The organism is Natronorubrum marinum (assembly GCF_052040125.1).
Taxonomy (GTDB): domain Archaea; phylum Halobacteriota; class Halobacteria; order Halobacteriales; family Natrialbaceae; genus Natronorubrum.
On the sequence record NZ_JBPPFV010000002.1, the window covers coordinates 803,362 to 824,674 of the forward strand.

The window sequence follows — 21,313 nt, forward strand, 5'->3', positions numbered from 1 at the left end:
ACGTAGGCTGGCCGCCTGCAGCAAAAGGTTTCGGGAACGCGTCGGGGCGCGAGTGACGGGCGCGAGTCCGACGCGTTACGACGATTCGTACGGATTCTCGACGATGACGGTCTCCTCGCGGCCGGGACCGACGCCGATCGCGTAGATCGGCGTGTCGAGTTCGTCGCTGATGTACTCGAGGTAGGTCCGGGCGTTCTCGGGGACGGCGTCGTACCCCTCCGCGGCGACCTCGTTCCAGTCGACTTCCGGCCAGCCGTCGAACGTTCGGAACGTGGCCTCACAGCGGCCCCACTGCTCGGTTGTCGGGGGCATCGTGAAGATTTCCTCTCCGTCGAACTCGTAGGAGTGGCCGACCTTCACCTCGTCCAGTCCGGCCAGGACGTCGACGTGGTTGATCGCGAGTCCCGTAAAGCCGTTCGCGCGGGCCGCGTGGCGGAGCATCGGCATGTCGAGCCACCCGACGCGGCGCGGTCGACCGGTGACGGTGCCGTACTCGCCGCCCTCGTCGCGGATGTACGTCGCGAGTTCCTCTTCGGCGTCGTCCGCTCCCTCCGAACCGTCGTAGTTCGGGGTCTGATCCTCGACGCCGCCGAGTTCGGTCGGGAGCGGGCCGGTACCCACTCGCGAGAGGTAGGCTTTGACGATGCCGACGACCTCCCCCTTCCCGACGACGGTTGGGCCGAGGCCGGTGCCGACGGTCGCACCGCCCGACGTCGGGTTCGAGGAGGTGACGTAGGGGTAGACCCCGTGGTCGATGTCGAGCGAGGTTCCCTGCGCGCCCTCGAGCATGACGTTGTCGCCGTCGTCGATGTGCTCCTGGAGGAAGGTCCCGCAGTCGACGGTCATCTCCTCTTCGGCGAGTCGCTCGCCGTACTCGCGGTAGGTCTCGTAGAGGTGATCGATGTCGAACGCCTCGCCGGTCTCCTTGCCGAAGACGTCCTCGGCGAGGGCCTTCTTCTGGGGCACGACGTACTCGAGGCGCTCGCGCAAGACTTCGGGATCGAGCAGGTCGCCGATCCGGACGCCGCGGCGGCCGGCCTTGTCCTCGTAGGTCGGGCCGATACCGCGTTTGGTCGTCCCGGCCGCGAGATCCTCTTTCTCTGCTTCCTCGATGCCGTCGAGGGCTCGGTGGTAGGGGAGGATGACGTGTGCGCGTTCGGCCACGCGCACGTCGGGGTCGAGCCCCCGCTCGCGGAGCGTGTCGATCTCGTCGAACAGCGTCTCGGGGTTGACGACGCAGCCGTTCCCGAGGACGCCGACCTTGCCCCGGACGGCGCCCGACGGCACGAGCGATAGTTTGTACTTCTCACCGTCGTCCACGACGGTATGTCCAGCGTTGTCGCCGCCCTGATACCGGGCGACGACGTCGGCGGCGTCGCCGTAGAGGTCGACGACTCCACCCTTGCCTTCGTCGCCGAGTTGCGACCCGACGATTGTGACGGTCATAACAGCGACGGGTTCTTGCCGGGCCGATAAACAGATTACGGTATGGACGGGTCGAACGCGTCGAGATATACACGGTTGTGGATAGGGTCGCCCGCTCGAGTCGGACGAACACCTCGTCTCGGTGCCGACCGATTCGGTGACCACTTCCCCGAACGACCCGGAAGGTTTGGCGGAGATGCAGACGCACTCGAGCGAGTTCCGAAGTCCAGCCCGCCCGCCAAGCACTCCCTCACCGAACATCATCGGTCCCGACGACGGGTGCCGATTTGGCCGCAATCGTGCGGCCAGTCTCTCCGTGAACGGAAGCGTTAACTACTGACAGGAACGAACACCGAGTTGACAGTGGGCAAGCGAATCGGCAGGAGTAACTTTTAAAAGGCCCAACGACAAGTTAACAAATGCCATGATAGACCGACTTGAGAAAGAAGTCGATATGTTGGAACGACATCTGCAGGTCCTGAAGATGGTTATCGAAAACGAACCGATCGGGATCGTCAAGATGTCGAACGAGACTGGTTACCCCCACCACAAGGTCCGCTACTCGCTGCGCGTCCTCGAAGAGGAGAACCTCATCGAGCCCTCCAGCCAGGGTGCGATCAAGACCGAGCGAACGGCGGAGTTCGTCGACGAGCTCGACGGCAAGCTCGACGACATTATGGACAAGCTCGACGGCATGAAGATCGAAGACGTCGCCGAGATCGAAGGCTAACCTCCCCCGCACGTCTGACTCGAGACCGACAGCCGCTCTCGAGCCGTCCTGGGGTATGGGGACCAGTCCCCGCTGAATCGAATCGCAGACTATCGCCGCTGCCGCCCGTCCTCGGTCGACCGACGTCGGTCGACAGCCGGCGAATAACTGCCGTTCTGGCGCTTTTGTCTCGCCCTCGAGGCCCACCTCGAACCGACCGATTCCGTAGACGCAGCCGCCGTAGACACGCCCGAGACGACGGACCGACGGGTGCGCGCACAGCGTACCGAACAAAAGGAAGCAGCTAGACTCAGAGTTCGGGAACGTTCATGTGGAACCCTTCGGAGCGCGACTCGACCAGACAGAGGTGATACCCCTCCTTTCGCGAGAGGTTGACGTAACTCAGCTTCGAGCCGCGACTGAGGAACCCGCCGCTCGTCGCCTGGTCCGCTACCTCGAGCGCGCCGGGTTCGAAGTAACTCGAGGTGACGACGACTGACGCCGCGAGATCCGAGTAATTGGCCTTGACCGCCGAGGCGGCCTCCTCCATCTCCTCGAGCATCCCCTGCGACGCGGGGTCCCGGGAATCGTTCAGGTTCGCGACGACGAGCGGATTCCCCATCTTGTCGAACGCGACGATGTCGAACGTTACCTCGTCGGGAACGTCCTCGGTCTCGTCGTCCGCCAGCGAGATCGACGCGCCCAGTTCGGCGCGGTCGATACGCGGAATCGCGTCGTAGAGGTCGCCCAGCGCGTCGCCGTTGCCCGTATCTCGAATCTCGTAGAGGACCGTCTCGGTCAGCCAGTCGACGAACCGGTACTCCATGGTGGACGACAGGAACTCCTCGTAGGGATCGCCGTCGACGGCCACGTCGGCCGCGTCGAAGCTGGTGTGGTGCTCGAGTTGCAGGTTCGAGGCCACCTCGTTTTTGTCCGCGTCGCCGTCGTGAGCCGTCTCCAGCGTCGGCTGGCTCTTCGAGCCGTATCTAACGAAGAGGTTTGTCTCGGCCAACGCCCGTTGGGGTGGGAGCTGGGTGCTCGCTGCCGGTGTTTCCGATCCCGTCCCGGTGGTAGCCGCCGACTCGCGAGCACGCTGCAGTTCGGTTTCCAGCTCTCTGATCCGGCTCTGCAATCGGTCGACCGTCGAGGTCAGCTCCTGGTTCTCCGACCGGAGCTGATCGCGTTCGGTCTCGAGTTCCCCGGCTTTCGTGACGAGCGCGTCGCGTTGGTCCTGCAGCGTCTCGAGTTGCTCCGTGAGCGTGGCGATACGCTGTTGTTCTTGGGTCCCCGTATCGCTCGTAATTCCGCGTCTAGATCCGGATTCGGTACTTTCCGTCGCCCGCGACTGTCGTTGCTGAGCGCTGGGCTGTTGGGTCGATCCGCTCGACGTCGAGCGGGAGGACGAGCGTGCACTCGAGTCGTCGGCTGGTGTGGACGCGTCGCGAGCACTACTTTCGGATCCGCCGGTCGTCGACTCCGACTGTCGGCGCGCGCTCGGTCGCTGTCTCGCCCCGCCGCCGACAGCCGACTCCCGTTTCGAGTCGGTCGACTGGCTGTTGTCGGGGTCGATGGACGGGATACTGCGCGTTTCGCGCCACTGCGCTTCCTCCTCGAAGCGCTCGTTCTCCGGATCCGCCTGCTGTTTCGATTCGGCATCCGATTCACCCGTCGACTCGGCCGGCTCAGCCGATTCCGATTCCTCGGCCGTGTCGTCGGCCGGCGACTCGACGTCGTCCTCGGTCCAGGAGATATCGTTCTGATCCAGTTGTTCCGCGGCCGCCTCCACCTCCGCGAGGTCGGGGCTGGTGCGCTCGGTGGTGCCCGACTCGGCCGACGACGACTGTTCGTCGGCGTCCGACTGCTCGTCGGTCGGCTCCGACGGTGGATCCGATGCGGCGGTCTGGTCCGCCGCTGTCGCCTCTTCCGCCGGCGCTGACGGTACCGACTCCGTCGGCGAGTCGACGGGTTTCGAGTCGGTCTCCGACGACTCCGTCGCGGTTTCGTCGAACGAGGTCGACACCGACTCGTCGGATGCAGTTTCGCTCGAGTCGAACCCGGCGGTCGGATCGGTCCCCGCACTCGGGTCGGTTCCCGCGTCGAGGGAGTCTTCGTTCGGCGCGTCGGGTTCGGACTCCGGCGCGGTGATACCGCTCGAGGACGCGTCCAGCACCGGCTCCTCGGCCGCGGTGATCCCGGACGACTCGTCGGTCTCTTCGGGAGCCGACGAGCCGCCAGTCACGTTGTCGAACGCGACGTCGTCGATCAGCGAGCTGGTGGTCGTCTCGTCGGCCGCCGTGGTCGGCTCTGATCCCGAAATGTCGATTGATTCGATGGCGGACTCCGTCGGGTCGGCCGACGGTTCGGCGTGGGTGTCGGGATCCGTACCGGCTTCGGTACCCGATAGCGTCTCCGAGACGGAATCGTCGTCCGAAGCTGTTCCTGACGTGATGTCGGTGTCCAGTCCCGTCGCCGATGCGGGGTCGGCGTCCGTCGATGCGGGGTCAGCGTCGGCGGGAGACGCGTTGGTAGTCGTTTCGGCACTGTCGTCGGCGTCGGCACCACCCCTCCCCGGCACGTCGGTCACGTCGATATCGACGTCGCGGACCTCGTAGATTCCCACCTCGTCGTCGGCTCGGTCGAACGCCTCGTCGCCGGTAAGCAGCCGTTCGGCGTTGCCGATGTAGGCGGCGGCCATTCGGCGGCCGCCGTAGTAGACCGCGTAGTAATCGCCGCTGAGGACATTCTCGCTCAGTTCGACGTACCCGGTGAACGACCCCTCCTGGAGCGTGCCATCGACCTCCCGGAGCGGCGTCTCGTTGGTGTAATACTTCGCTCTCGTCTCGCCGCCCTGTGCTTCCATCGCACAGAGCAGGGGGAGAGAGGGGTGTGGAGCCTCGTGGATCGTTCCGGTGGCGTTCTCGAAGTCCTCGATCGTGCCGTCGACGACGCCGACGATGCGGCCGTTGAGCATGAACAACCACGTTCCGGCGGCAGCGACGGCTCCCGAAAACTCAGAAGCAGCGAGATCAGTAAGACCGTCGTAACCACCACTGAACGGGCGAGAGTCCCATTGTTCGGCGCGCTCTTGCGTGCGCGAGTCCATACGTCAACAAGCGAGAACCGGACTAAATACGTTTCGCCTAGATACTGTCTATATTTTTGATTCGGCGTCCTCGGCGAGCTCCTTCATCCGTTTGCCGATCCGGCCCGCGCTCGAGAACTCGTCTTCGCTCATCCCCTTCGCGAGGGCGTTGCCCAGCACGAAGACCGCGTGTTTGTGTTCGCTCTTCGATTTGTGGACGTGCGAGGGGTCGACGTCGAGCTGGTGGTACGGCTCGAAGAGGGCCTCGTCGACGTCCTCCCGTTGGGAGAAGTACTCCATGATGACGACGAGTTCTTCGTGGAGCTCGAGGAGTTCGTCTTTATGCATGGACGCCCGTACGAACGGTTTCGGCATAAACGTTGTGTGCAACCCGGAAACAAGACGCTCGAGCGAACTCAGCGTGTCGGTTCCGTGCGGGATCGAGCGTCCCGTCGGTACTGACCGAACGCGAGAACGAAAATCCAGCAGCCGAAGGCGAGGGCGGCGACCATCTCGGGGACGGCGAACCACGCCATCGGGTCGCTCGCACCGGTCCGGGAGAGCAGCCACCCGAGCCACGCGAGCGGGTGGACGATTCCGAGCCAGACGGAGACGACTCCCAATCGCCGCTCGTCGGCGAGAATCTGCCCGGTGCCGTAAAGCCACTGGGCGAACGGCGCGAGACCGAAGTACAACAGCGCGGCCGGCGCGTGCAGGTCGGTCCCGAGGTAGAACTCGGTGTGACCGATGAAGAAGACGCCAACGCCGACGAGTCCGACGGTCGCGATCCAGAGCAGGACGACGCCGAGTCGCTCGAGGCCGCTCCGGCTCGCGAGCCAGAGCCGCCAGCCGAAGGGGAGTCCGAGCAGCCCGCCGAGGATCAGCCCGCCGTTGAAGAGGTAGAACGTCCGGGCCTCGTAGCGGCCCATATCCGAGAGCGCTCGGCCGCGCCAAGTGAACGTCTCCGGCGAGGCGAGCAGCGTCGCGAAAACGATCGCGCCGAGCGCGACGACCGGTGCGGCGAGTCCGCAGGTCGTCGCGATTCGTCTCCAGCTCCTGTCGGCCATTATCGACGAATGGACAGTCTCGGTAATCAACCCGTTCATCGAGAGTTGTCGCTCGCAAGCCGCCCTCGAGGCGAGGCGGTATCGGCACGGCTTGCGAAGCGAGAGAAAGGCGGACTCGAGACGGCGTCTCGAGGGTCATCGAGGGTCGAACGGAGTCGCGAGGAGATCAGTCGGCGGCGACCTGGGTCGTCCCGTCGCGCTGGCCGGCCGGGAACCACGCGAGTTCGTGGTCGGCGGTGACGCGGACGGCGACGCGCTCGTCGAGATCGATCCGATCGGAGTGGTTGTGCATGCACTCGATGGTCTCGCCGGAGTCGAGTTCGACGCGGTAGAGAACGGTGGGGCCGAGATAGCGGCGATACACGACGGAGCCGTTGGCCTCCTCGCCGTTCGCCGGGAAGGCCGTTACGTCGTCGGGACGGACGAGCAGGTCGATGTTGGTCCCGTTGTACTGGTGGGCGAGCCCGTTGACGTCGTCGCGGAGGACGCGGCCGAGGGCGGTGTCGACGCTGTCGCCGTGAACCTCCGCCGAGAGGAAGCTGGCGTGGCCGAGAAAGCCCGCGACGAAGCGGGATTCGGGCTGCTGAAAGACCTGCTGGGGCGTATCGATCTGTTCGATATCGCCCTCGTTCATCACCGCGACGCGGTCGGAGATCGACAGCGCCTCCTCCTGGTCGTGGGTGACGGAGACCGCGGTGACGCCCGCCTCCTTGATGATTCGGCGGACCTCCTCGCGCATCTCGACGCGAAGGTCGACGTCCAGATTCGAGAAGGGTTCGTCGAGCAACAGCATCTCGGGTTCGGGGGCGAGCGAGCGGGCGAGCGCGATCCGCTGTTGTTGGCCGCCGGAGAGCTCCTCCGGGTAGCTGTCGCCCTGGTCCTCGAGCCCGACGAGTTCGAGCAGTTCGTCCACCCGGAGGTCGCGTTCCTCGTCGGCCCACTCCTGTAAGCCGAAGGCGACGTTCTCGCGGGCGGTCAGGTGCGGAAAGAGTGCGAACTCCTGAAAGACGACCCCGACGCCGCGTTCCTCGGGCGGGACGAACCGGCCATCGCCCGCGACATCGTCGTCTCGGAGTCTGATCCGGCCGTCGTTCGGTTTCTCGAGCCCGGCGATCAGACGCAGCGTCGTCGTCTTGCCACAGCCCGAGGGGCCGAGCAACGTGAGAATCTCGCCGTCACAGACGGACAGCGAGAGGTCGGAGATTACCTCTTCGGTTCCGTACCGTTTGGCGACGCTCTCGAGTTCGAGTACCACGTTTTCCGCATCTGGCTCCGATGGTTGTTCCTCGGCCGCCGTCGTGAGTAGTTGTCCGTTCCCCATCGATCGACCCTCCGGCGTCTGCCGGCGTTCGTTTGGTTTAGGCGTCCCTAAAACACTTATAGCTACCGGTCGGTTCCAGCGGGGTGGGAAAAGCGATGGCCAAGCGGGTGGTGTAGTCGACGGTCGAGCGGGTGTGGTCGACGGTCAAGCGGTGGACGAACGCGACCTACAGTTCGACGCCGCTCGGGATCAGGCTGTGCTGGCGAAGCAGGTTCCCCTCGTCGTCGTAGACCAGAAACGTCCGTTTGTCGTAGGTGACGTAGTGTTCGCCGTCGAGGGTGATTTCGACCTCGTAGCGGCCCTCGTCCTCGGTGGCGTCCTCGCCGTATCCGCGGGCGGCCCGGATAAAGGTGAGGACGTCGTCGGCCGCCTCGTTCAGTTCGAGGATGAACTCGCCGGTAACCCGGTTCGTGACGCTAACGACACCCGCGGCGTCGCTGCCGAGCGGTTCCTGGAGTCGAAGCGCGACGTCCGTTTCGCCCGCCTCGAGAACGTCTCCGTCGGAGCCGGTCAGGCGCTCGCGGAGCATCGTCGCCGGGCCGGTAAAATCGATCGATACCGAGGGTTTGCTCGGTTCGCCGTCGGTCTCGACCCAGTCGACATTACTGACATCTAGTGTGAAATGCTCGCGCCTCATTCCGTACCCGAGGGTTCGCACTCACACCGTATCAACGTGACGCACCCCGTGTCCGAGTTCGTCCAGTTTGCATACCAGTTCGTGGCCGATCGTTCGGCCATCTCACTTATCAGGGTTCGGACCCGACTTGCCAGAAACCCGCCGCTCTGCGAGTCGACCGTCCACCGACCGCCGAACGCTGCATCGCTCGCGGGGCCACTCCACAGATGGTAGATCAGATCGACCCAGCCGCGACCGACCGCGCAGATTCTGACGGCCACGACGGCCGTTCCGAGCCGACCCTCGAGACGGCCCGCCGGACGATCCGCCGCGTCCTCGAGACGCTCCGGGGGTCGCAGATCGACGTCACCAGCTACGACCCTGCGAGCCACGGCCCGCTGCTCGAGTTCGACGGGATCGACGGTCTCGAAGAGGTCGACCGATACTGGGTGAACGCGCCCTTCTCGTTCGTCACGATCGGCCACGATCCGGAGACGAACCAGTATCGGTACCACACCGTCGAGCCGACGCTCCGAGAGGACGAAGCCGTTCTGCTCGAGACGCTGTTCGAGGATATTCGAGATCCCCTGTTGTATCGCGAGGACGACGCTACCGACGTCGAGACGCTCCTGCGGGAGACGATCCACGACTACCTCGAGCGTTACGGCGCGGACGTCGAAATGGCGACGTTCTACCGCCTCTTTTATTACGTCCATCGGAACTTCCGGGGCTACGGTCGCCTCGATCCGATCATGCACGACCCCCACGTCGAGGACATCTCCTGTGACGGCTACGAGCTGCCGATCTTCGTCTACCACGACGAGTACACCGACATCGAGACGAACGTCTCCTTCGCGAAGGACGACCTCGACGGCTTCGTCGTCCGACTCGCCCAGCACTCGGGTCGACACATCTCCATCGGCGATCCGATGGTCGAGACGACCTTGCCCGACGGCTCGCGCGCGGAACTCGCCCTCGGAGAGGAGGTTACCCCGCGCGGCTCCGCCTTTACGATCCGCAAGTACGCCGACGAGCCGTTCACGCCCGTCGACCTCCTCGAGTACGGCACGTTCAGCGTCGAGCAGATGGCCTACCTCTGGCTGGCGATCGAGCACAACAAGAGCCTCGTCTTCGCGGGCGGCACCGCCTCGGGGAAGACGACCAGCATGAACGCCATCTCGATGTTCATCCCGCCGCGCGCGAAGGTGCTGACCATCGAGGACACCCGCGAGTTACAACTGTACCACGACAACTGGCTCTCGTCGGTCACCCGCGAGCGCATCCACGAGGGGACGGACGTCACGATGTACGACCTGTTGCGCTCCGCGCTGCGCCACCGCCCCGAGTACATCGTCGTCGGCGAGGTCCGCGGCGAGGAGGCCATGACGCTCTTCCAGGCGATGAACACGGGCCACACGACCTACTCGACGATGCACGCAGACTCGGTTCAGACGGCGATCAATCGCTTAGAGAACGAGCCCATCAACGTCCCTCGACCGATGGTCCAGAGTCTGGACATCCTCTCGGTTCAGACGCTCACCCGACTCGAGGACGGTCGCGTCCGGCGGAACAAGGTGCTCGCGGAAATCGAGGGGATCGACCAGCGCACGGGCGAACTCGACTACTCGACGGCCTTTACCTGGGACGGCGACACCGACAGCTTTCGCTCCAGCGGGAGCCAGGTGCTCGAGGCCGTGCGCGACGACCGCGGCTGGAGCCAGGCGGAGCTCCTGACCGAACTCGAGAACCGCGAGCGCTTTCTCGAGTACCTGCAGGCGAATGGGATCTCCGACTACCGGCGCTTTACCGCGCTGGTCAACGAGTACTACGCGGATTCGGCGCGCATCCTCGAGACGATCGCGGACGCTAGCGACGACGACGTTACCGACTCGACCGGCGGTGGTGACATGAGGGTCTCGTTTACCGAGGGCGGCGCGGACGATACGGCCGACATCGAGACCGATGTGAACGACACCGAGGACGGTACAAGCGAGAACGAGGGCACAGGCGAGAACGAGCGTCGTAACGGCCGCGAGCACGCGCACGTGGACGGGGACGATCACCACTAATACCCATCATGTCCCTCTCGAACTTCCTCCCGCTGTTCGTCGCCGTGCTCTGTTGTTCGCCCGTAGTGGTCGCCAGATATTCGAGTCGAGTCGATCGCGTCCTCACCCGCACATCGATTCGGCTTTTCGGCGACTACGTCGACGAATTCCGCAGCGAACATCCCGGAAGGCAGTCGGCGCTCCGGGCCGCGCAGTTTCCGGTAACGTACCGCGAGTACGGTTCGACGACCCTGCTGTACACCGGGCTGTTCGCGATCCTCGGCTCGGTGCTCGGCATCTACGTCATCTGGGGCGTGCTGCTCGTGCTCTCGATCGATCCCGCGACGTTGCGCGAGGCGTTACCGGGGACCCTCGAGTTCCTCGCGAACCTCGGCGGCGTTCCGGCGCTGGCACCCCTCGAACTGTTCGGCCTGCTGTTCGCCTCCTGTCTCACCCTCGGGGCGATCACGGGCGGCGGCGCGTACTGGCTGCGCTGGTGGTACCCCGGCTACGTCGCCGACAACCGCGCTCGTCGAATCGAGGCCGCGCTCCCCTCGACGGTCGCGTTCGTCTACGCGCTCTCGCGGAGCGGGATGGCCTTCCCGAAGGTAATTCGAATCGTCGCCGCACAGGAGGACACCTACGGCGAGGCCGCCGCGGAGTTCGAGGTTGCGGTGCGCAACATGGACACCTTCGGAATGGACGTCGTCACGGCGCTCCAGACGATGGGGCGTCGGTCCCCGAGTCCGCAGTTCGCCGAGTTCTCGCAGAACCTCGTCAGCGTCCTCCAGAGCGGCCACAGCCTCTCGGCGTTCCTCGAGCGACAGTATCACGACTATCAGGAGGAAGCCGAATCCCAGCAGGAGCGCACCCTCGATCTGCTGGCGACGCTCGCCGAGGCCTACGTGACGGTGCTCGTCGCCGGACCGCTCTTTCTCATCACGATCCTCGTCGTCATCGGTATCGCCGTCGGCGACACGCTCGATCCGCTGCAGGCCCTCGTCTACCTGATCCTTCCCTTCGGCAACCTCGCGTTCGTGATCTACCTGAGCGTCGTGACGGACAAGATCACGCCCGGAACGGCGGCCGAGGGACCGACGGCCACGGCCGAAGGCGTGCCCGTCGGGGATGTGGCCACTCGCGCTCCCCTCGCCGACGGCGGTGAGCCGAGCGTTGCGGTCGCTGCCCCTGACTCGAGCGCTCATCCGAACGTCGAACGCGTTCGCTACTACCGACGGATCGAGGGACTCCGCGACCGATTCGGGAATCCGACGCGGGCGCTTCTCGAGCGCCCGTCCCTGTCACTCGCGATCACCGTGCCGATCGCCCTCGCGGGAATCGGTTGGCAGCTTCCGGGGGCGCTCTCCGGCGGTTTCGACGTCGCGGCGATCGACGACGCCGTCGCGCTCGGACTGTTGCTCGTCGTCTCGGTGTTCGCGATCTGTTATGAGGGCCACCGGCGTCGAATCGACGCCATCGAGACGGCGATTCCGGATCTACTCGATCGACTGGCGAGCGTCAACGAGGCGGGGATGCCGCTGGTCTCCGCGTTCGACCACGTTCGCGGCTCGGACCTCGGCCCGCTCGGGGTCGAACTCGACCGCGTCTGGGCCGACGTCCAGTGGGGAGCGGACTTACAGACCGCCCTCGGCCGCTTCGAAACGCGAGTGCGCACGCGGTCGACCTCCCGGGTCGTCACCCTGCTCACCGAGGCGATGAACGCCAGCGGGAATCTCTCGACCGTCCTCCGGATCGCGGCGCGACAGGCCGCGGCCGACCGCCGCCTCGAGCGCGAGCGCCGGGAGCGGATGGTCGAGTACCTGATCGTCGTCTACGTCTCGTTTCTCGTCTTCCTGTTCATCATCACCGTGCTCGCGGCGTACCTCCTACCGAATCTGCCGACGGGAGGCGCCGATATCGCGACCGATACCGCCGGGAGTGCCGCCGTCGACGGACTCGGTGGCTTCTCGGAGGGCGAGGGTCTGGCTTACGGCACGCTGTTCTACCACGCGACGCTCATCCAGGGGCTGCTCTCCGGACTGATCGCCGGTCAGTTGAGCACGGGTGACGTTCGCGGCGGCGCGAAACACGCGGCCGTCATGATCGGACTGACGATCCTCCTCTTCGCGATTATCGTCTGAGCCGGTTGCGAACGCTTTTTGCACGTTCCCCGAGGAGAGCCGACGATGGCCGACCAGCAGGATCGACCCGACGCACGCGACGTGAACCGACGGGTCGCCGTCCGCGACACCTACGACCGGATCGCCACGCACTTCGCCTCGACCAGGGAGTACGCCTGGCCCGAAGTCGAGGCGTTCGTCGAGACGCACGCGGACGGGACGGACGCGGTCTCGCGCGAGGACGCCGTCGGACTCGATCTCGGCTGTGGCAACTGCCGCCACGCCGAACTGTTGGCCCCCCATTGCGAGCGCGTCGTTGGACTCGACGTCAGCCGCGGGCTGCTCGAGACGGGCCGCGAGCGCGCGGCCGAGCGCGAGTTCGATGTCGCGCTCTGTCAGGGGGACGCCGCACGGCTGCCGCTTTCGTCCGACGCCGTCGACATCGCGGTCTACGTCGCGACGCTGCATCACCTTCCAACCCAGCAAGCGCGTCGGGACAGCCTCGACGAACTCGCGCGCGTGCTCGCCCCCGACGGCCGCGCGGTCGTCAGCGCGTGGTCGACCGCCCACGAGACGTTCGACGAAACCGAGGGCTTCGATACGACCGTCGATTGGACGCTGCCGGGCGGCGAAACGGTGGATCGATTCTACCACATCTACGCCCCCGACGAGTTCGAGGCCGAACTCGCCGACAGTGCGCTCGAGGTGGTCGATTGGGAGGTCTCGAGCGGGAACTGCTACGCGACGGTGGCCGGGTCGAACGGGTGAGCTTGCTCCGGTGCCGTGAGAGACGGGAAGAAATGGCCGACTCGAGCGGGTTGACCGAAAACGGAAGGCCCTTAAACACCGAGGAAGAATCGAAGAATGCGCGCGGGTGGTCTAGTGGCAGGACCTGAGCCTTCCAAGCTCATGGCCCGGGTTCAAGTCCCGGTCCGCGCACTTCTGTCGCGAGCAAACTCGCGAGCGACAGCAATCGTATGAGGGACTTGAAGTAGAGAAGTCGCAGCGCGTGAGCGAAGCGAACGCGACCGTCTTCGCGTGGTTCAAGTCCCGGTCCGCGCATACGCAACTCCGTTGTACCTTGCACTTTTCGTGGACTAAATTTCAAGTACGACGAGACAACGAATGACGGTTAGTCACTCGAGTCCGTCTCGATACGCCGTAACTGCTCGGCGTCGGTGAAGACGTATTTGCCGATCAACAGGCTGCTGGTCATACTCGTCAGCCCGCCGGCAGCGAAGATCATCGCCATGATGACGAACTGGTAGAGCGCCGCGTAGATGGGATTCTCGCCAGCGAGAATCATCCCGGCCATAATTCCCGGAATCCAGACCCACCCCAGGCTTTTCAGCGAGTCGATGACCGGGATGAGTGACGCTTGGACGCCAGTCTCGACGTGACGAGAGATGACGGCGGTCGGCGGCGCTCCGAGCGCCAGTCCGGCCTCGATCTCGGCCCGGTTCGACGCGATCTCGCTCTTGAACCGATCCAGCGCCAGCGAGTTGATCTGCATCGCGTTCGCGATGATCATACTCCCGACTGGGACCAGATTCCGAACGGTCGCCTCGATCGCGCCAGCGAGCGTCATCGTGACGATCACCAATCCGGAGCCGAAGACGATCGCGAAGAACGAAACCCGGACCACCCCTGGCAGCCCTTCGCCTCGATTCTTCGAGATCCACGTCGCCCCGATCATCATACACAGCAGGATGACGCCGCTCCAGACGAAATCCACCGTCAGCAGCACGCCGACGATCGACCCCATCGCGACGATCTGGATCAGTCCTCGGATGAGGGCGACGCCGAGTTCTCGTTCGAGTGTCAGCCCTCGCAGGTGGGAGATTCCGACGACGAGCGCGGCGAGAACGGCCGCAACCGCGACCTGTGCGAGACCGGTGAGGAGAACGGGATCGGCGAACTGCTCGAGGAACTCCTCGAGTACGGTCTCCATCAGGCTAACACCTCCTCGACCGGTCCGAGCCGATCCATCTTCCCGTCCCGGAGTATCAGCACGCGATCACCGAGCCGCCGCGCCTGTTCCTCGTCGTGAGTGACCATCACGACGGTAAGATCGAGGTCGCGAATAAGATCATCGAGAAGCGCCTCGACGCGCTCTTCGGCGGCGGAATCGAGATGAGAGGTCGGTTCGTCGAGCAACAGCACGTCCGGCTCGTTCAACAGGGTCCGAGCGATCGCGACGCGCTGTTTCTCCCCACCGGAGAGTTCTTCGACGTCTCGGTCCTCGTAGCCGGCGAGTCCCAGGCGCTCGAGCAACTCCTCGAGGCGCGTCTCGTCAACGGGTTCGTCTCGGAGTATCGGTCCGCGAGCGACGTTCTCGAAGACGGACCCGGGAACGAGCGCAGGGTCCTGCGGAATCAAGCCGACGCGCCTGCGGAGTTCTCTCGGCGGGATCTCGCGGTAGTCTTCGCCGTCGAGACTCACGGTTCCGTCGGTGGGTTCGTCCAGTCGATTGAGGAGCCTGAGAAACGACGATTTGCCTGCCCCGGACGGACCGACGACGACGAGGACCTCCGATTCAGGGACTGAAACTGAAACGTCCTCGAGAATGCGATCCCCGTCGACGGTCCGCCCGAGAGTACGGGTCTCGAGTTTTTGGTTCGGCGTCATTATGGATATGGAGTACTGGTTGGTTCGAGACGGAAGTACGGGTGGTGCGCACACAGCGCTGGCGAAATCGGTTCTAACTCGGTTCGACGCCGTACGGGGGGTTCCGACGATTCACTCGGCGCTCTCGAGAACGGCCTGCTCGAGCGCCGCAACCCGTCGCGTGTCGTCGACCCAGAGGCCGTCGAACGCGCCGGGATCGGTTTCAGTCGCCAAGAGGGCGCTGTTCCAGAGTTCGTCGCCGTCGCCGTCGAAGACGAGAAACCAGCACGACCCGATCTCGTCGCCCGAGTCGGGGTGGATCGTGACGCCCGGGATCGACGGGTGGGTCCACTCGTCGTCGATATAGACGTGGATCTCGAGCGCCGATTCGGCGGCGAGGCGATTGTAGACGGGGACCATCTTCTCGAGCGCCTCCGAGCGCTGGAAGCCGACTCGAAGTGTTCCGCTGCCGATCCGCCAGGCGCGGTTTTCGATCTCGCGACTGACTGCGAGCAGCCGTCGGCGGTCGAGATCGTGCCACACCGTCGACTCGAAGATATCGATCACGCGGCGGTAGGTCGTCTCGTCTAAGCGCTCGTCCCACGGATCGTGGATCGGCGGCTCGAGGAACTCTCTGACGGCGTCGAGATCGACCGCTGCGACGAACGCCGCATCCTCGCGAACGACGAGGAAGGCCTGGCTAGCTGCCGTCACGTCCGGGAGGGTTCGGTGCTCGACGTCCTCGACGCCGATTTCCGCCTCGAGTCGGTCGACGACCGCCGGTCGCGGTGGCGGTGCGTAGACGACGATCGACCGATTCGATCGGGTGTATCGATCGACGTAGGCGGAGAGTAACATCTGAGAGTTCGTGTGTCGGTAATCGTCGAGTGGGTTCCAGTATCACATACCGGTTTCGGCCTCGCAGGCTCGAGCGACCACGTCGCGAACCGGTTCGGGACAGGGGTCCAGTGAGAGGGTTTCCGCCTCCGTATCGTGTCGTACCACGCCGGTTTCGACGAGTCGCGGCACGTGGGTGTGGACGAGGTTCGAATACTGATTGGTCCGACACTGCGGTTCGACGATTCCGCCGTCGGTCGCGTGGATCCAGCCGGTGACGACGTCGGCGAGTTCCGACAGCGAGGCCGTCTCGTGCTCGAGCAGGAAGTAACAGACGTAGCGACGCGTCCGGTTTCGAAGCGCCAGAAACGCGTCGTCGAGCACGTCCGGGCTCGTTTCCGGCCCGGTCGACGGCAGCCGTGGTGGATCCATCCTCGTCGCTAGTAGTACCGATAGCGACGGGAATCTTTCGCCTTCAATCGCCGGTCACGATCGATCCCTGGGTTGCGATAGCTGATCGCCGGCGTATCAGTCCTCGAGTGGCCGGTCGGAGGACCGACCGTGTAAATCGACGGTCGCAGCGAAGACCGCGCCGAGGACCGTCCCGAACAGGAGGTGCCCGACGAGGCTCTCGATCGCGGCCGTCGGGAAGTCGCCGACTGCGCCGCCACCGCCCGCGGCGTCGGCCCAGACGGGGAGGACGAGGAGCGGGAGTATCGCCCAGACCGCGAGTCCGAAGACGAATCCCGCGCCGACGATTCGGGCCATCGCGCCGATCCCGGAGACGGCGTCCGTTTCGACGTCGGTCAACAGGATCCCGAGAATCGGATCCCGGGTGACGAGGAGCCCGAACACCAGCCCGAGACCGATCCCGTGAACGACGTGAACCCCCCAGCCGACGAGTCCGACGGGCTCGAGACCGTAGATCGAGGGGATCGCGACCTCGACGATCGCGGGGTCGAGAACCCACATGAGGACCCCGAACGCGGCGGCGCCGATCGCGCCGCCGAATGCCCCGCCGACCAGCCAGCCGCTGGCCCCGCTAATACCAAACGCCGTCGCGTTATCGGACTCGGTACTCATACCCTCGGGTACCACGAGCGTCCGCAAAAGGGTTCGACTGGCAACTACAACCTCCGCGGTGCCACCCCGACTACGGCCGGGAATTCGAGTGGTTCGAGGCGACGACCTCGAGTAGACGGCGGATGCCGGCCGCTCGAGTAGAGGACGACGGTCGCTCGAACGCGGGTCGATACCCTCGATCTTAGTGTGTTGGGCGCGAACGGTCACAGTGTGGAGTACGAACTACTCGGCTGGCCGCCCGACGGTCCCAAACTCCGGCTCGACTACGAGCGCTTCAGCTACGCCGGGAAGTTCGTCATGACGAACACCGGGAAGGCCGTCGCTCGAGACGCAAGCGCCGAACTCGACGAGAACGCTGCGGCAGCGGAAATCGACGGCTCCGTCGTCGAAGTCCCGATCGTCGCGGCCGTCGCGTTCAACGAGGACCGCACCGACGAGGGAACCCTCTGGCTGCGCTACGTGACCGTCGAGCGCGAGCGACGCGGCGAGAGGATCGGTCCGGAACTCCTCGCGCTCGTCCGAGACCGCGCCAGAGAGCGCGGCTACGACCGACTCCGGATCGCGGTCAACAACCCCTTCGCCTACGAGGCGCTCTACCGAACCGGCTTCGCGTACACGGGGGAGACCACGGGCATCGCCGAACTGGTCCTCGAGTACCCAGTTCCGAGCGACGATGCGGACTCGAGCGAGTTCGATCGCTACCAAACCGGTCTCGAGGAGTTCCGAAGCCGCGATCTCAGCGACGAAGAAGCGCAGTTCCTCGACGCTCGGTGTGACAGTGAGCCACCTGGCCTCGAATCTCGCGACTAAGCGCGGTTCGATCGATCGTCGGCGCGCGTCGGCGCGGCGAGCGAGCGGCGAGACGCGCCGAAACTCGCGAGGGGCGAGCGAACGGCCAGCGGCCGTGAGCGAGTCGGTTGGGGAGGGTGTGGCGCTCACCGTTGCCAGGGTAGCTTTCGTTGGAGCGGTCGTCCGCAGCGTACTACGCGTTCGGGCGGTCGTTCGCCGGCGTACTACGGTCGGGCGACTGGCAGCGGTCCGCGTCACTACCGGGCGTACACACGCTCGAGCAGCGACGACCGGAAGCCAATGATACAAATCCCAGTCGTCCCAAGGATTCCTCAATGGGAAACGCTGCACTTCGAGATATCGCCGTCATCGAGGAGATCCCTTTCGCCGACGTCGAGGGCGTCGTCGCCGTCGACGCGCACAACTGGCTCTACCGGTACCTGACGACGACCGTCAAGTGGACGAACAGCGGGAAGTACACCACGAGCGACGGCACCGAGGTCGCAAACCTCATCGGCATCGTCCAGGGCTTGCCCAAGTTCTTCGAGAACGATATCGTCCCGGTGATGGTGTTCGACGGCGGCCCCTCGGAGCTCAAAGACGACGAGATCGAGTCGCGTCGCGAACAGCGCCGAACGTACGAGGAGCAACTCGAGACCGCCCGCGAGGAGGGCGACCAGGTCGCGATCGCTCAACTCGAGTCTCGCACCCAACGACTGACGCCGACGATTCAGGAGACCAGTCGCGAACTCCTCCGACTGCTCGACGTCCCGATCGTCGAAGCCCCCGCGGAGGGCGAGGCCCAGGCGGCCCACATGGTCAAGCGGGGTGACGCCGACTACGTCGGGTCGGAGGACTACGACGCGCTGCTCTTCGGCTCGCCGCTCACCCTGCGTCAACTCACGAGCAAGGGGGATCCGGAACTGATGGATCTCGAGGCCACGCTCGCCCACCACGAGCTGACCCTCGAGCAGCTCATCGATGCAGCGATCCTCATCGGGACGGACTTCAACGAGGGCGTCTCGGGGATCGGTCCCAAGACGGCGATCAAGGCGATCACCGAGCACGGGGATCTCTGGAGCGTCCTCGAGGCCCGCGGAGCACACGTCGAATACGGCGACCGCGTCCGCCAGCTGTTTCGCGACCCGAACGTGACCGACGACTACGAGTTCGAGACGTCGCTCGATCCGGACCTCGAGGCCGCGAGGGAGTACGTCTGCGAGGAGTGGGCGGTCGACGCCGACGAGGTTGCACGCGGGTTCGAGCGGATCGAGGAGGGGGTCACGCAGACGGGGCTGGACCGCTGGACGTGATCCGACATCGGTTCGGCTCGAGCAAAAAACGGTCCGAAGGTGACCGTCCGCGAACCGCGTTGCTACGTGTCTTCGGCGAGGTAATCCCGAACCCGACGGGCCTGCGGGTAGGTGAACGTGACCGTTCCGTGTAACACCGACGGTGTCGACAGCGGTTCGACCGGGGCAAACTGCTGGTACCGCGATCCCTCGGGGAAGTCGAACTCGACTGCCTCGACCTCGGCCTCGTACAGTTCGCTGACGAACGGCAGCGGGAACTCGAGGAGTTCGCTGATCTGCGCCCCTCCACCCGCCGGCTCCGGGAGCTGGCGGTGGGCGTAGTAGTGGAGGTGGCCGGTGAGCGTGTCGATCTGGTCGTCACCGACGGTGGCTTCGGCTTCGATGACGGGGTCGCCGTCGACGGACAGCGTCGAGACCAACTCGCCGTCGTCCTCCTCCCACGCACACGTGCCGGCCTGCGTCGGAATCCCGCTACGCTCTCGGGTGTACGCCTGCATCTGCGGCGAATCGTTCCAGTACCCGACCCAGAAGCGGCCGGGGACCGGCATCTCTCCCTGTGCTTCGCTGATCGCGGTGCTGTCGCGATCCGCTATCTCGACCGTCAGGTAGGTCAGCGTGTACGGCTCGAGGTGGCTCGTCTGGGTCGTCGACGGCACCCGGTACATGTTCATCTGGACGAGGTTGTTCGGGTGGCGCTCGAGTCCGGGCGGCAGAACGGAGTCGAGCACCTCGGGGTCGGCCTCGTAGCCGATGATGAGCATTCGCGCGTTCTTGATCAACTGCGGCGACGGAACGGCAGTTCCGGGCGGCATGCCGGCGTACGTCTCGGGGTCGAATCGATTGTCGGTCATGAATATCGATCGGGAGTCACTTGTTCGCCTCGACGCCGACGTCCTCGGGTGCGAGGACGTCGGGAAGCGGGTCATCTCGGACGCCGCGAATATCCTCGAGCACCGGCTTCAGATAGGCGCGGAACAGTTCGGGTCGCTCGCTCATCGGGAAGTGGCCGGTGGCTTTCATCTCGTGAGCCGTCGCCCCCTCGCCGATCGCGTCGGCGGCTTCTCGGGCGTCGTCGGGGTTCGTCAGGTAATCGTACTCGCCGTTGAGCAGGTACATGCGAACCTGCTCGGCGTCGATATCGTCGGCGGAATCACTGTAGTCGTGATCCGCGGAGTAGTAGTGGAGATCCCCCTTGAGGACGCCGTTGGCGCCCTGCTCGTACAGATAGAGCGTTTCTCGCCGAGCCCACTCCGGGCCGTGGGGCGCCATCAGTCCCCACGTCGCGTGCGAGTTGACGTCGTTCGCATTGACGTGTGGGTGGTCGAGCCACTGGATGTAGAATCCGGGCGTAAACAGCCCAACCTCGAGCCCGATGAGGGCCCGGAACCGCTCCGGATACCAGTCTCCGAGTTCGAGCGTGATCGTTCCGCCCATACTCGACCCGATGAACACGGGGTCCTCGAGGTCGAGCGCGTCGGCGATAGAGACGATCGTCTCCGCGAATCGCTCGCCGGTGAGATCGTACTGCTCGGTCCACCACGATTCGCCTGACGGTGGAACCGATTTTCCGTGTCGCGGCAAGTCGTAGGCGATCACGCGGAACTGTTCAGTGATCTCGTCGTCGTTCAACACGTGCCGCCACTGTTGATTGTTACACCCAGCCGTGTGCTGACAGAGCAGGGGAATCCCGTCTTCGGGCCCGGCCGCCTCGTAGTAAATACGGTGATCTACACCCTCGAGATCGACGGTGACGTACTGTCCGTTGATCGGTTCGTCCGTCGCCTCAGCGGGGCGATTGGTGCCTTCCGTCCGCGGCTCTTCGCCGTTGTGAGCCGTCCGCATCAAATCCAGCGCGCGCTGGAACGGCCGGAAGTTCTGAAAGATGGCTTTGTGATTCCCGACGAGGTCGAAGTACCCCTCCTCGCCCTTGACCGCGGTCCGGTAGAAGGAGGCGAACACCTCGTTGTGGTGTGGCTGTGGCACCTCGCTGACGAACTCCTCCCACGCCTCGCGCGGACCAACGACGCCGAACGACCACGCGTCGTCCAGCCCCGGCGTTCGAACGTCCTGGACTTCTCCACTCTGCATCTCGACGAGGAAGTGCTCCTCGCCGATGCCGATCAAAAAATCGTCGTCGAATGCGTCCCGGCCGTGCAGTTTCATCTCCGGATCGGCGTTGACGACGGTCCGGTACTCGTTCCACCATTCCTCGCTAGCTAGTGTTTCGGTTGTCATTCGTGTACTCCCCCTACGCCGGTACCGTCAGTTGCTCCCGCGGCCAGCGTCAGGGATGGTA

The 21,313-nt window shown here is 64.9% G+C and carries 19 protein-coding genes and 1 tRNA gene; 7 read left to right on the forward strand and 13 right to left on the reverse strand.

Going from position 1 to position 21,313, the window contains the following annotated elements; all coding sequences use genetic code 11:
- Nucleotides 1-75: 75 nt before the first annotated feature.
- Nucleotides 76-1,446 (reverse strand): adenylosuccinate synthase, encoded by a 1,371-nt coding sequence (locus ACSFC5_RS13610; RefSeq protein WP_440765791.1) that lies wholly within the window; start codon nucleotides 1,444-1,446, stop codon nucleotides 76-78.
- Nucleotides 1,447-1,849: 403 nt separating this feature from the next.
- On the opposite strand from ACSFC5_RS13610, the gene ACSFC5_RS13615 reads away from it, so the two are divergent.
- On the forward strand, nucleotides 1,850-2,155 hold the full coding sequence (locus ACSFC5_RS13615) for a hypothetical protein (protein WP_008163294.1): 306 nt from the start codon (nucleotides 1,850-1,852) through the stop codon (nucleotides 2,153-2,155).
- A 289-nt stretch (nucleotides 2,156-2,444) separates the two neighbouring features.
- Here ACSFC5_RS13615 and ACSFC5_RS13620 read toward each other — a convergent pair whose 3' ends face one another.
- The 5 genes from ACSFC5_RS13620 to ACSFC5_RS13640 form a co-directional block, all read right to left on the reverse strand.
- Nucleotides 2,445-5,237 (reverse strand): DUF7527 domain-containing protein, encoded by a 2,793-nt coding sequence (locus ACSFC5_RS13620; RefSeq protein ID WP_440765792.1) that lies wholly within the window; start codon nucleotides 5,235-5,237, stop codon nucleotides 2,445-2,447.
- 48 nt (nucleotides 5,238-5,285) lie between these two features.
- Complete coding sequence (locus ACSFC5_RS13625; RefSeq protein WP_006089374.1) at nucleotides 5,286-5,564, reverse strand: UPF0058 family protein; 279 nt, start codon at nucleotides 5,562-5,564, stop codon at nucleotides 5,286-5,288.
- 68 nt (nucleotides 5,565-5,632) lie between these two features.
- Nucleotides 5,633-6,283, reverse strand: a complete 651-nt coding sequence (locus tag ACSFC5_RS13630) for a DUF998 domain-containing protein (protein WP_440765793.1) — start codon at nucleotides 6,281-6,283, stop codon at nucleotides 5,633-5,635.
- Between the two features lie 166 nt (nucleotides 6,284-6,449).
- Nucleotides 6,450-7,604, reverse strand: a complete 1,155-nt coding sequence (locus ACSFC5_RS13635; protein ID WP_440765794.1) for an ABC transporter ATP-binding protein — start codon at nucleotides 7,602-7,604, stop codon at nucleotides 6,450-6,452.
- A 166-nt stretch (nucleotides 7,605-7,770) separates the two neighbouring features.
- Complete coding sequence (locus ACSFC5_RS13640; RefSeq protein ID WP_440765795.1) at nucleotides 7,771-8,241, reverse strand: DUF5793 family protein; 471 nt, start codon at nucleotides 8,239-8,241, stop codon at nucleotides 7,771-7,773.
- A gap of 206 nt (nucleotides 8,242-8,447) precedes the next feature.
- Between ACSFC5_RS13640 and ACSFC5_RS13645 the strand changes: the two genes are divergently transcribed.
- From ACSFC5_RS13645 to ACSFC5_RS13660, 4 genes are all read left to right on the forward strand, one after another.
- A complete protein-coding gene (locus tag ACSFC5_RS13645) occupies nucleotides 8,448-10,289 on the forward strand; it encodes a type II/IV secretion system ATPase subunit (RefSeq protein WP_440765796.1) in 1,842 nt (613 codons plus the stop codon).
- Between the two features lie 8 nt (nucleotides 10,290-10,297).
- Nucleotides 10,298-12,409 (forward strand): type II secretion system F family protein, encoded by a 2,112-nt coding sequence (locus tag ACSFC5_RS13650; protein WP_440765797.1) that lies wholly within the window; start codon nucleotides 10,298-10,300, stop codon nucleotides 12,407-12,409.
- 45 nt (nucleotides 12,410-12,454) lie between these two features.
- The gene (locus ACSFC5_RS13655) at nucleotides 12,455-13,156 is read left to right on the forward strand and encodes a class I SAM-dependent methyltransferase (protein WP_440765798.1); all 702 of its coding nucleotides are present in this window, start codon (nucleotides 12,455-12,457) and stop codon (nucleotides 13,154-13,156) included.
- Nucleotides 13,157-13,256: 100 nt separating this feature from the next.
- Nucleotides 13,257-13,327, forward strand: a tRNA-Gly gene (locus ACSFC5_RS13660).
- 193 nt (nucleotides 13,328-13,520) lie between these two features.
- Here the strand turns inward: ACSFC5_RS13660 and ACSFC5_RS13665 are convergent.
- From ACSFC5_RS13665 to ACSFC5_RS13685, 5 genes are all read right to left on the reverse strand, one after another.
- Complete coding sequence (locus tag ACSFC5_RS13665; protein ID WP_440765799.1) at nucleotides 13,521-14,339, reverse strand: ABC transporter permease; 819 nt, start codon at nucleotides 14,337-14,339, stop codon at nucleotides 13,521-13,523.
- Nucleotides 14,339-15,016: an ABC transporter ATP-binding protein gene (locus ACSFC5_RS13670; protein WP_440765800.1), complete on the reverse strand. Its 678-nt coding sequence runs from the start codon at nucleotides 15,014-15,016 to the stop codon at nucleotides 14,339-14,341. The genes ACSFC5_RS13665 and ACSFC5_RS13670 overlap by 1 nt, the downstream gene beginning before the upstream one ends.
- Nucleotides 15,017-15,127: 111 nt before the next feature.
- Entirely contained in the window at nucleotides 15,128-15,853 is a 726-nt protein-coding gene (locus ACSFC5_RS13675) for a DICT sensory domain-containing protein (protein WP_440765801.1), read from the reverse strand.
- A 42-nt stretch (nucleotides 15,854-15,895) separates the two neighbouring features.
- A complete protein-coding gene (locus ACSFC5_RS13680; RefSeq protein WP_440765802.1) occupies nucleotides 15,896-16,264 on the reverse strand; it encodes a DUF7344 domain-containing protein in 369 nt (122 codons plus the stop codon).
- 96 nt (nucleotides 16,265-16,360) lie between these two features.
- Nucleotides 16,361-16,915: a hypothetical protein gene (locus ACSFC5_RS13685; protein WP_440765803.1), complete on the reverse strand. Its 555-nt coding sequence runs from the start codon at nucleotides 16,913-16,915 to the stop codon at nucleotides 16,361-16,363.
- Between the two features lie 210 nt (nucleotides 16,916-17,125).
- On the opposite strand from ACSFC5_RS13685, the gene ACSFC5_RS13690 reads away from it, so the two are divergent.
- Nucleotides 17,126-17,725 carry a GNAT family N-acetyltransferase gene (locus ACSFC5_RS13690; RefSeq protein WP_440765804.1) on the forward strand — a complete coding sequence of 200 codons (600 nt, stop codon included), beginning with the start codon at nucleotides 17,126-17,128 and terminating at the stop codon, nucleotides 17,723-17,725.
- A 314-nt stretch (nucleotides 17,726-18,039) separates the two neighbouring features.
- Entirely contained in the window at nucleotides 18,040-19,017 is a 978-nt protein-coding gene (gene fen / locus ACSFC5_RS13695; RefSeq protein ID WP_440765805.1) for a flap endonuclease-1, read from the forward strand.
- A gap of 62 nt (nucleotides 19,018-19,079) precedes the next feature.
- Here the strand turns inward: fen and ACSFC5_RS13700 are convergent, their stop codons facing one another.
- Nucleotides 19,080-19,868 carry an acetoacetate decarboxylase family protein gene (locus tag ACSFC5_RS13700; protein ID WP_440765806.1) on the reverse strand — a complete coding sequence of 263 codons (789 nt, stop codon included), beginning with the start codon at nucleotides 19,866-19,868 and terminating at the stop codon, nucleotides 19,080-19,082.
- A 16-nt stretch (nucleotides 19,869-19,884) separates the two neighbouring features.
- Complete coding sequence (locus tag ACSFC5_RS13705; protein WP_440765807.1) at nucleotides 19,885-21,252, reverse strand: alpha/beta fold hydrolase; 1,368 nt, start codon at nucleotides 21,250-21,252, stop codon at nucleotides 19,885-19,887.
- Nucleotides 21,253-21,313 lie beyond the last annotated feature (61 nt).

Coding starts and splice junctions, on each gene's coding strand:
- ACSFC5_RS13610 (WP_440765791.1), bottom strand. CDS start 1,446: ATGACCGTCACAATCGTCGGGTCGCAACTCGGCGACGAAGGCAAGGGT.
- ACSFC5_RS13615 (WP_008163294.1), top strand. CDS start 1,850: ATGATAGACCGACTTGAGAAAGAAGTCGATATGTTGGAACGACATCTG.
- ACSFC5_RS13620 (WP_440765792.1), bottom strand. CDS start 5,237: ATGGACTCGCGCACGCAAGAGCGCGCCGAACAATGGGACTCTCGCCCG.
- ACSFC5_RS13625 (WP_006089374.1), bottom strand. CDS start 5,564: ATGCATAAAGACGAACTCCTCGAGCTCCACGAAGAACTCGTCGTCATC.
- ACSFC5_RS13630 (WP_440765793.1), bottom strand. CDS start 6,283: ATGGCCGACAGGAGCTGGAGACGAATCGCGACGACCTGCGGACTCGCC.
- ACSFC5_RS13635 (WP_440765794.1), bottom strand. CDS start 7,604: ATGGGGAACGGACAACTACTCACGACGGCGGCCGAGGAACAACCATCG.
- ACSFC5_RS13640 (WP_440765795.1), bottom strand. CDS start 8,241: ATGAGGCGCGAGCATTTCACACTAGATGTCAGTAATGTCGACTGGGTC.
- ACSFC5_RS13645 (WP_440765796.1), top strand. CDS start 8,448: ATGGTAGATCAGATCGACCCAGCCGCGACCGACCGCGCAGATTCTGAC.
- ACSFC5_RS13650 (WP_440765797.1), top strand. CDS start 10,298: ATGTCCCTCTCGAACTTCCTCCCGCTGTTCGTCGCCGTGCTCTGTTGT.
- ACSFC5_RS13655 (WP_440765798.1), top strand. CDS start 12,455: ATGGCCGACCAGCAGGATCGACCCGACGCACGCGACGTGAACCGACGG.
- ACSFC5_RS13665 (WP_440765799.1), bottom strand. CDS start 14,339: ATGGAGACCGTACTCGAGGAGTTCCTCGAGCAGTTCGCCGATCCCGTT.
- ACSFC5_RS13670 (WP_440765800.1), bottom strand. CDS start 15,016: ATGACGCCGAACCAAAAACTCGAGACCCGTACTCTCGGGCGGACCGTC.
- ACSFC5_RS13675 (WP_440765801.1), bottom strand. CDS start 15,853: ATGTTACTCTCCGCCTACGTCGATCGATACACCCGATCGAATCGGTCG.
- ACSFC5_RS13680 (WP_440765802.1), bottom strand. CDS start 16,264: ATGGATCCACCACGGCTGCCGTCGACCGGGCCGGAAACGAGCCCGGAC.
- ACSFC5_RS13685 (WP_440765803.1), bottom strand. CDS start 16,915: ATGAGTACCGAGTCCGATAACGCGACGGCGTTTGGTATTAGCGGGGCC.
- fen (WP_440765805.1), top strand. CDS start 18,040: ATGGGAAACGCTGCACTTCGAGATATCGCCGTCATCGAGGAGATCCCT.
- ACSFC5_RS13700 (WP_440765806.1), bottom strand. CDS start 19,868: ATGACCGACAATCGATTCGACCCCGAGACGTACGCCGGCATGCCGCCC.
- ACSFC5_RS13705 (WP_440765807.1), bottom strand. CDS start 21,252: ATGACAACCGAAACACTAGCTAGCGAGGAATGGTGGAACGAGTACCGG.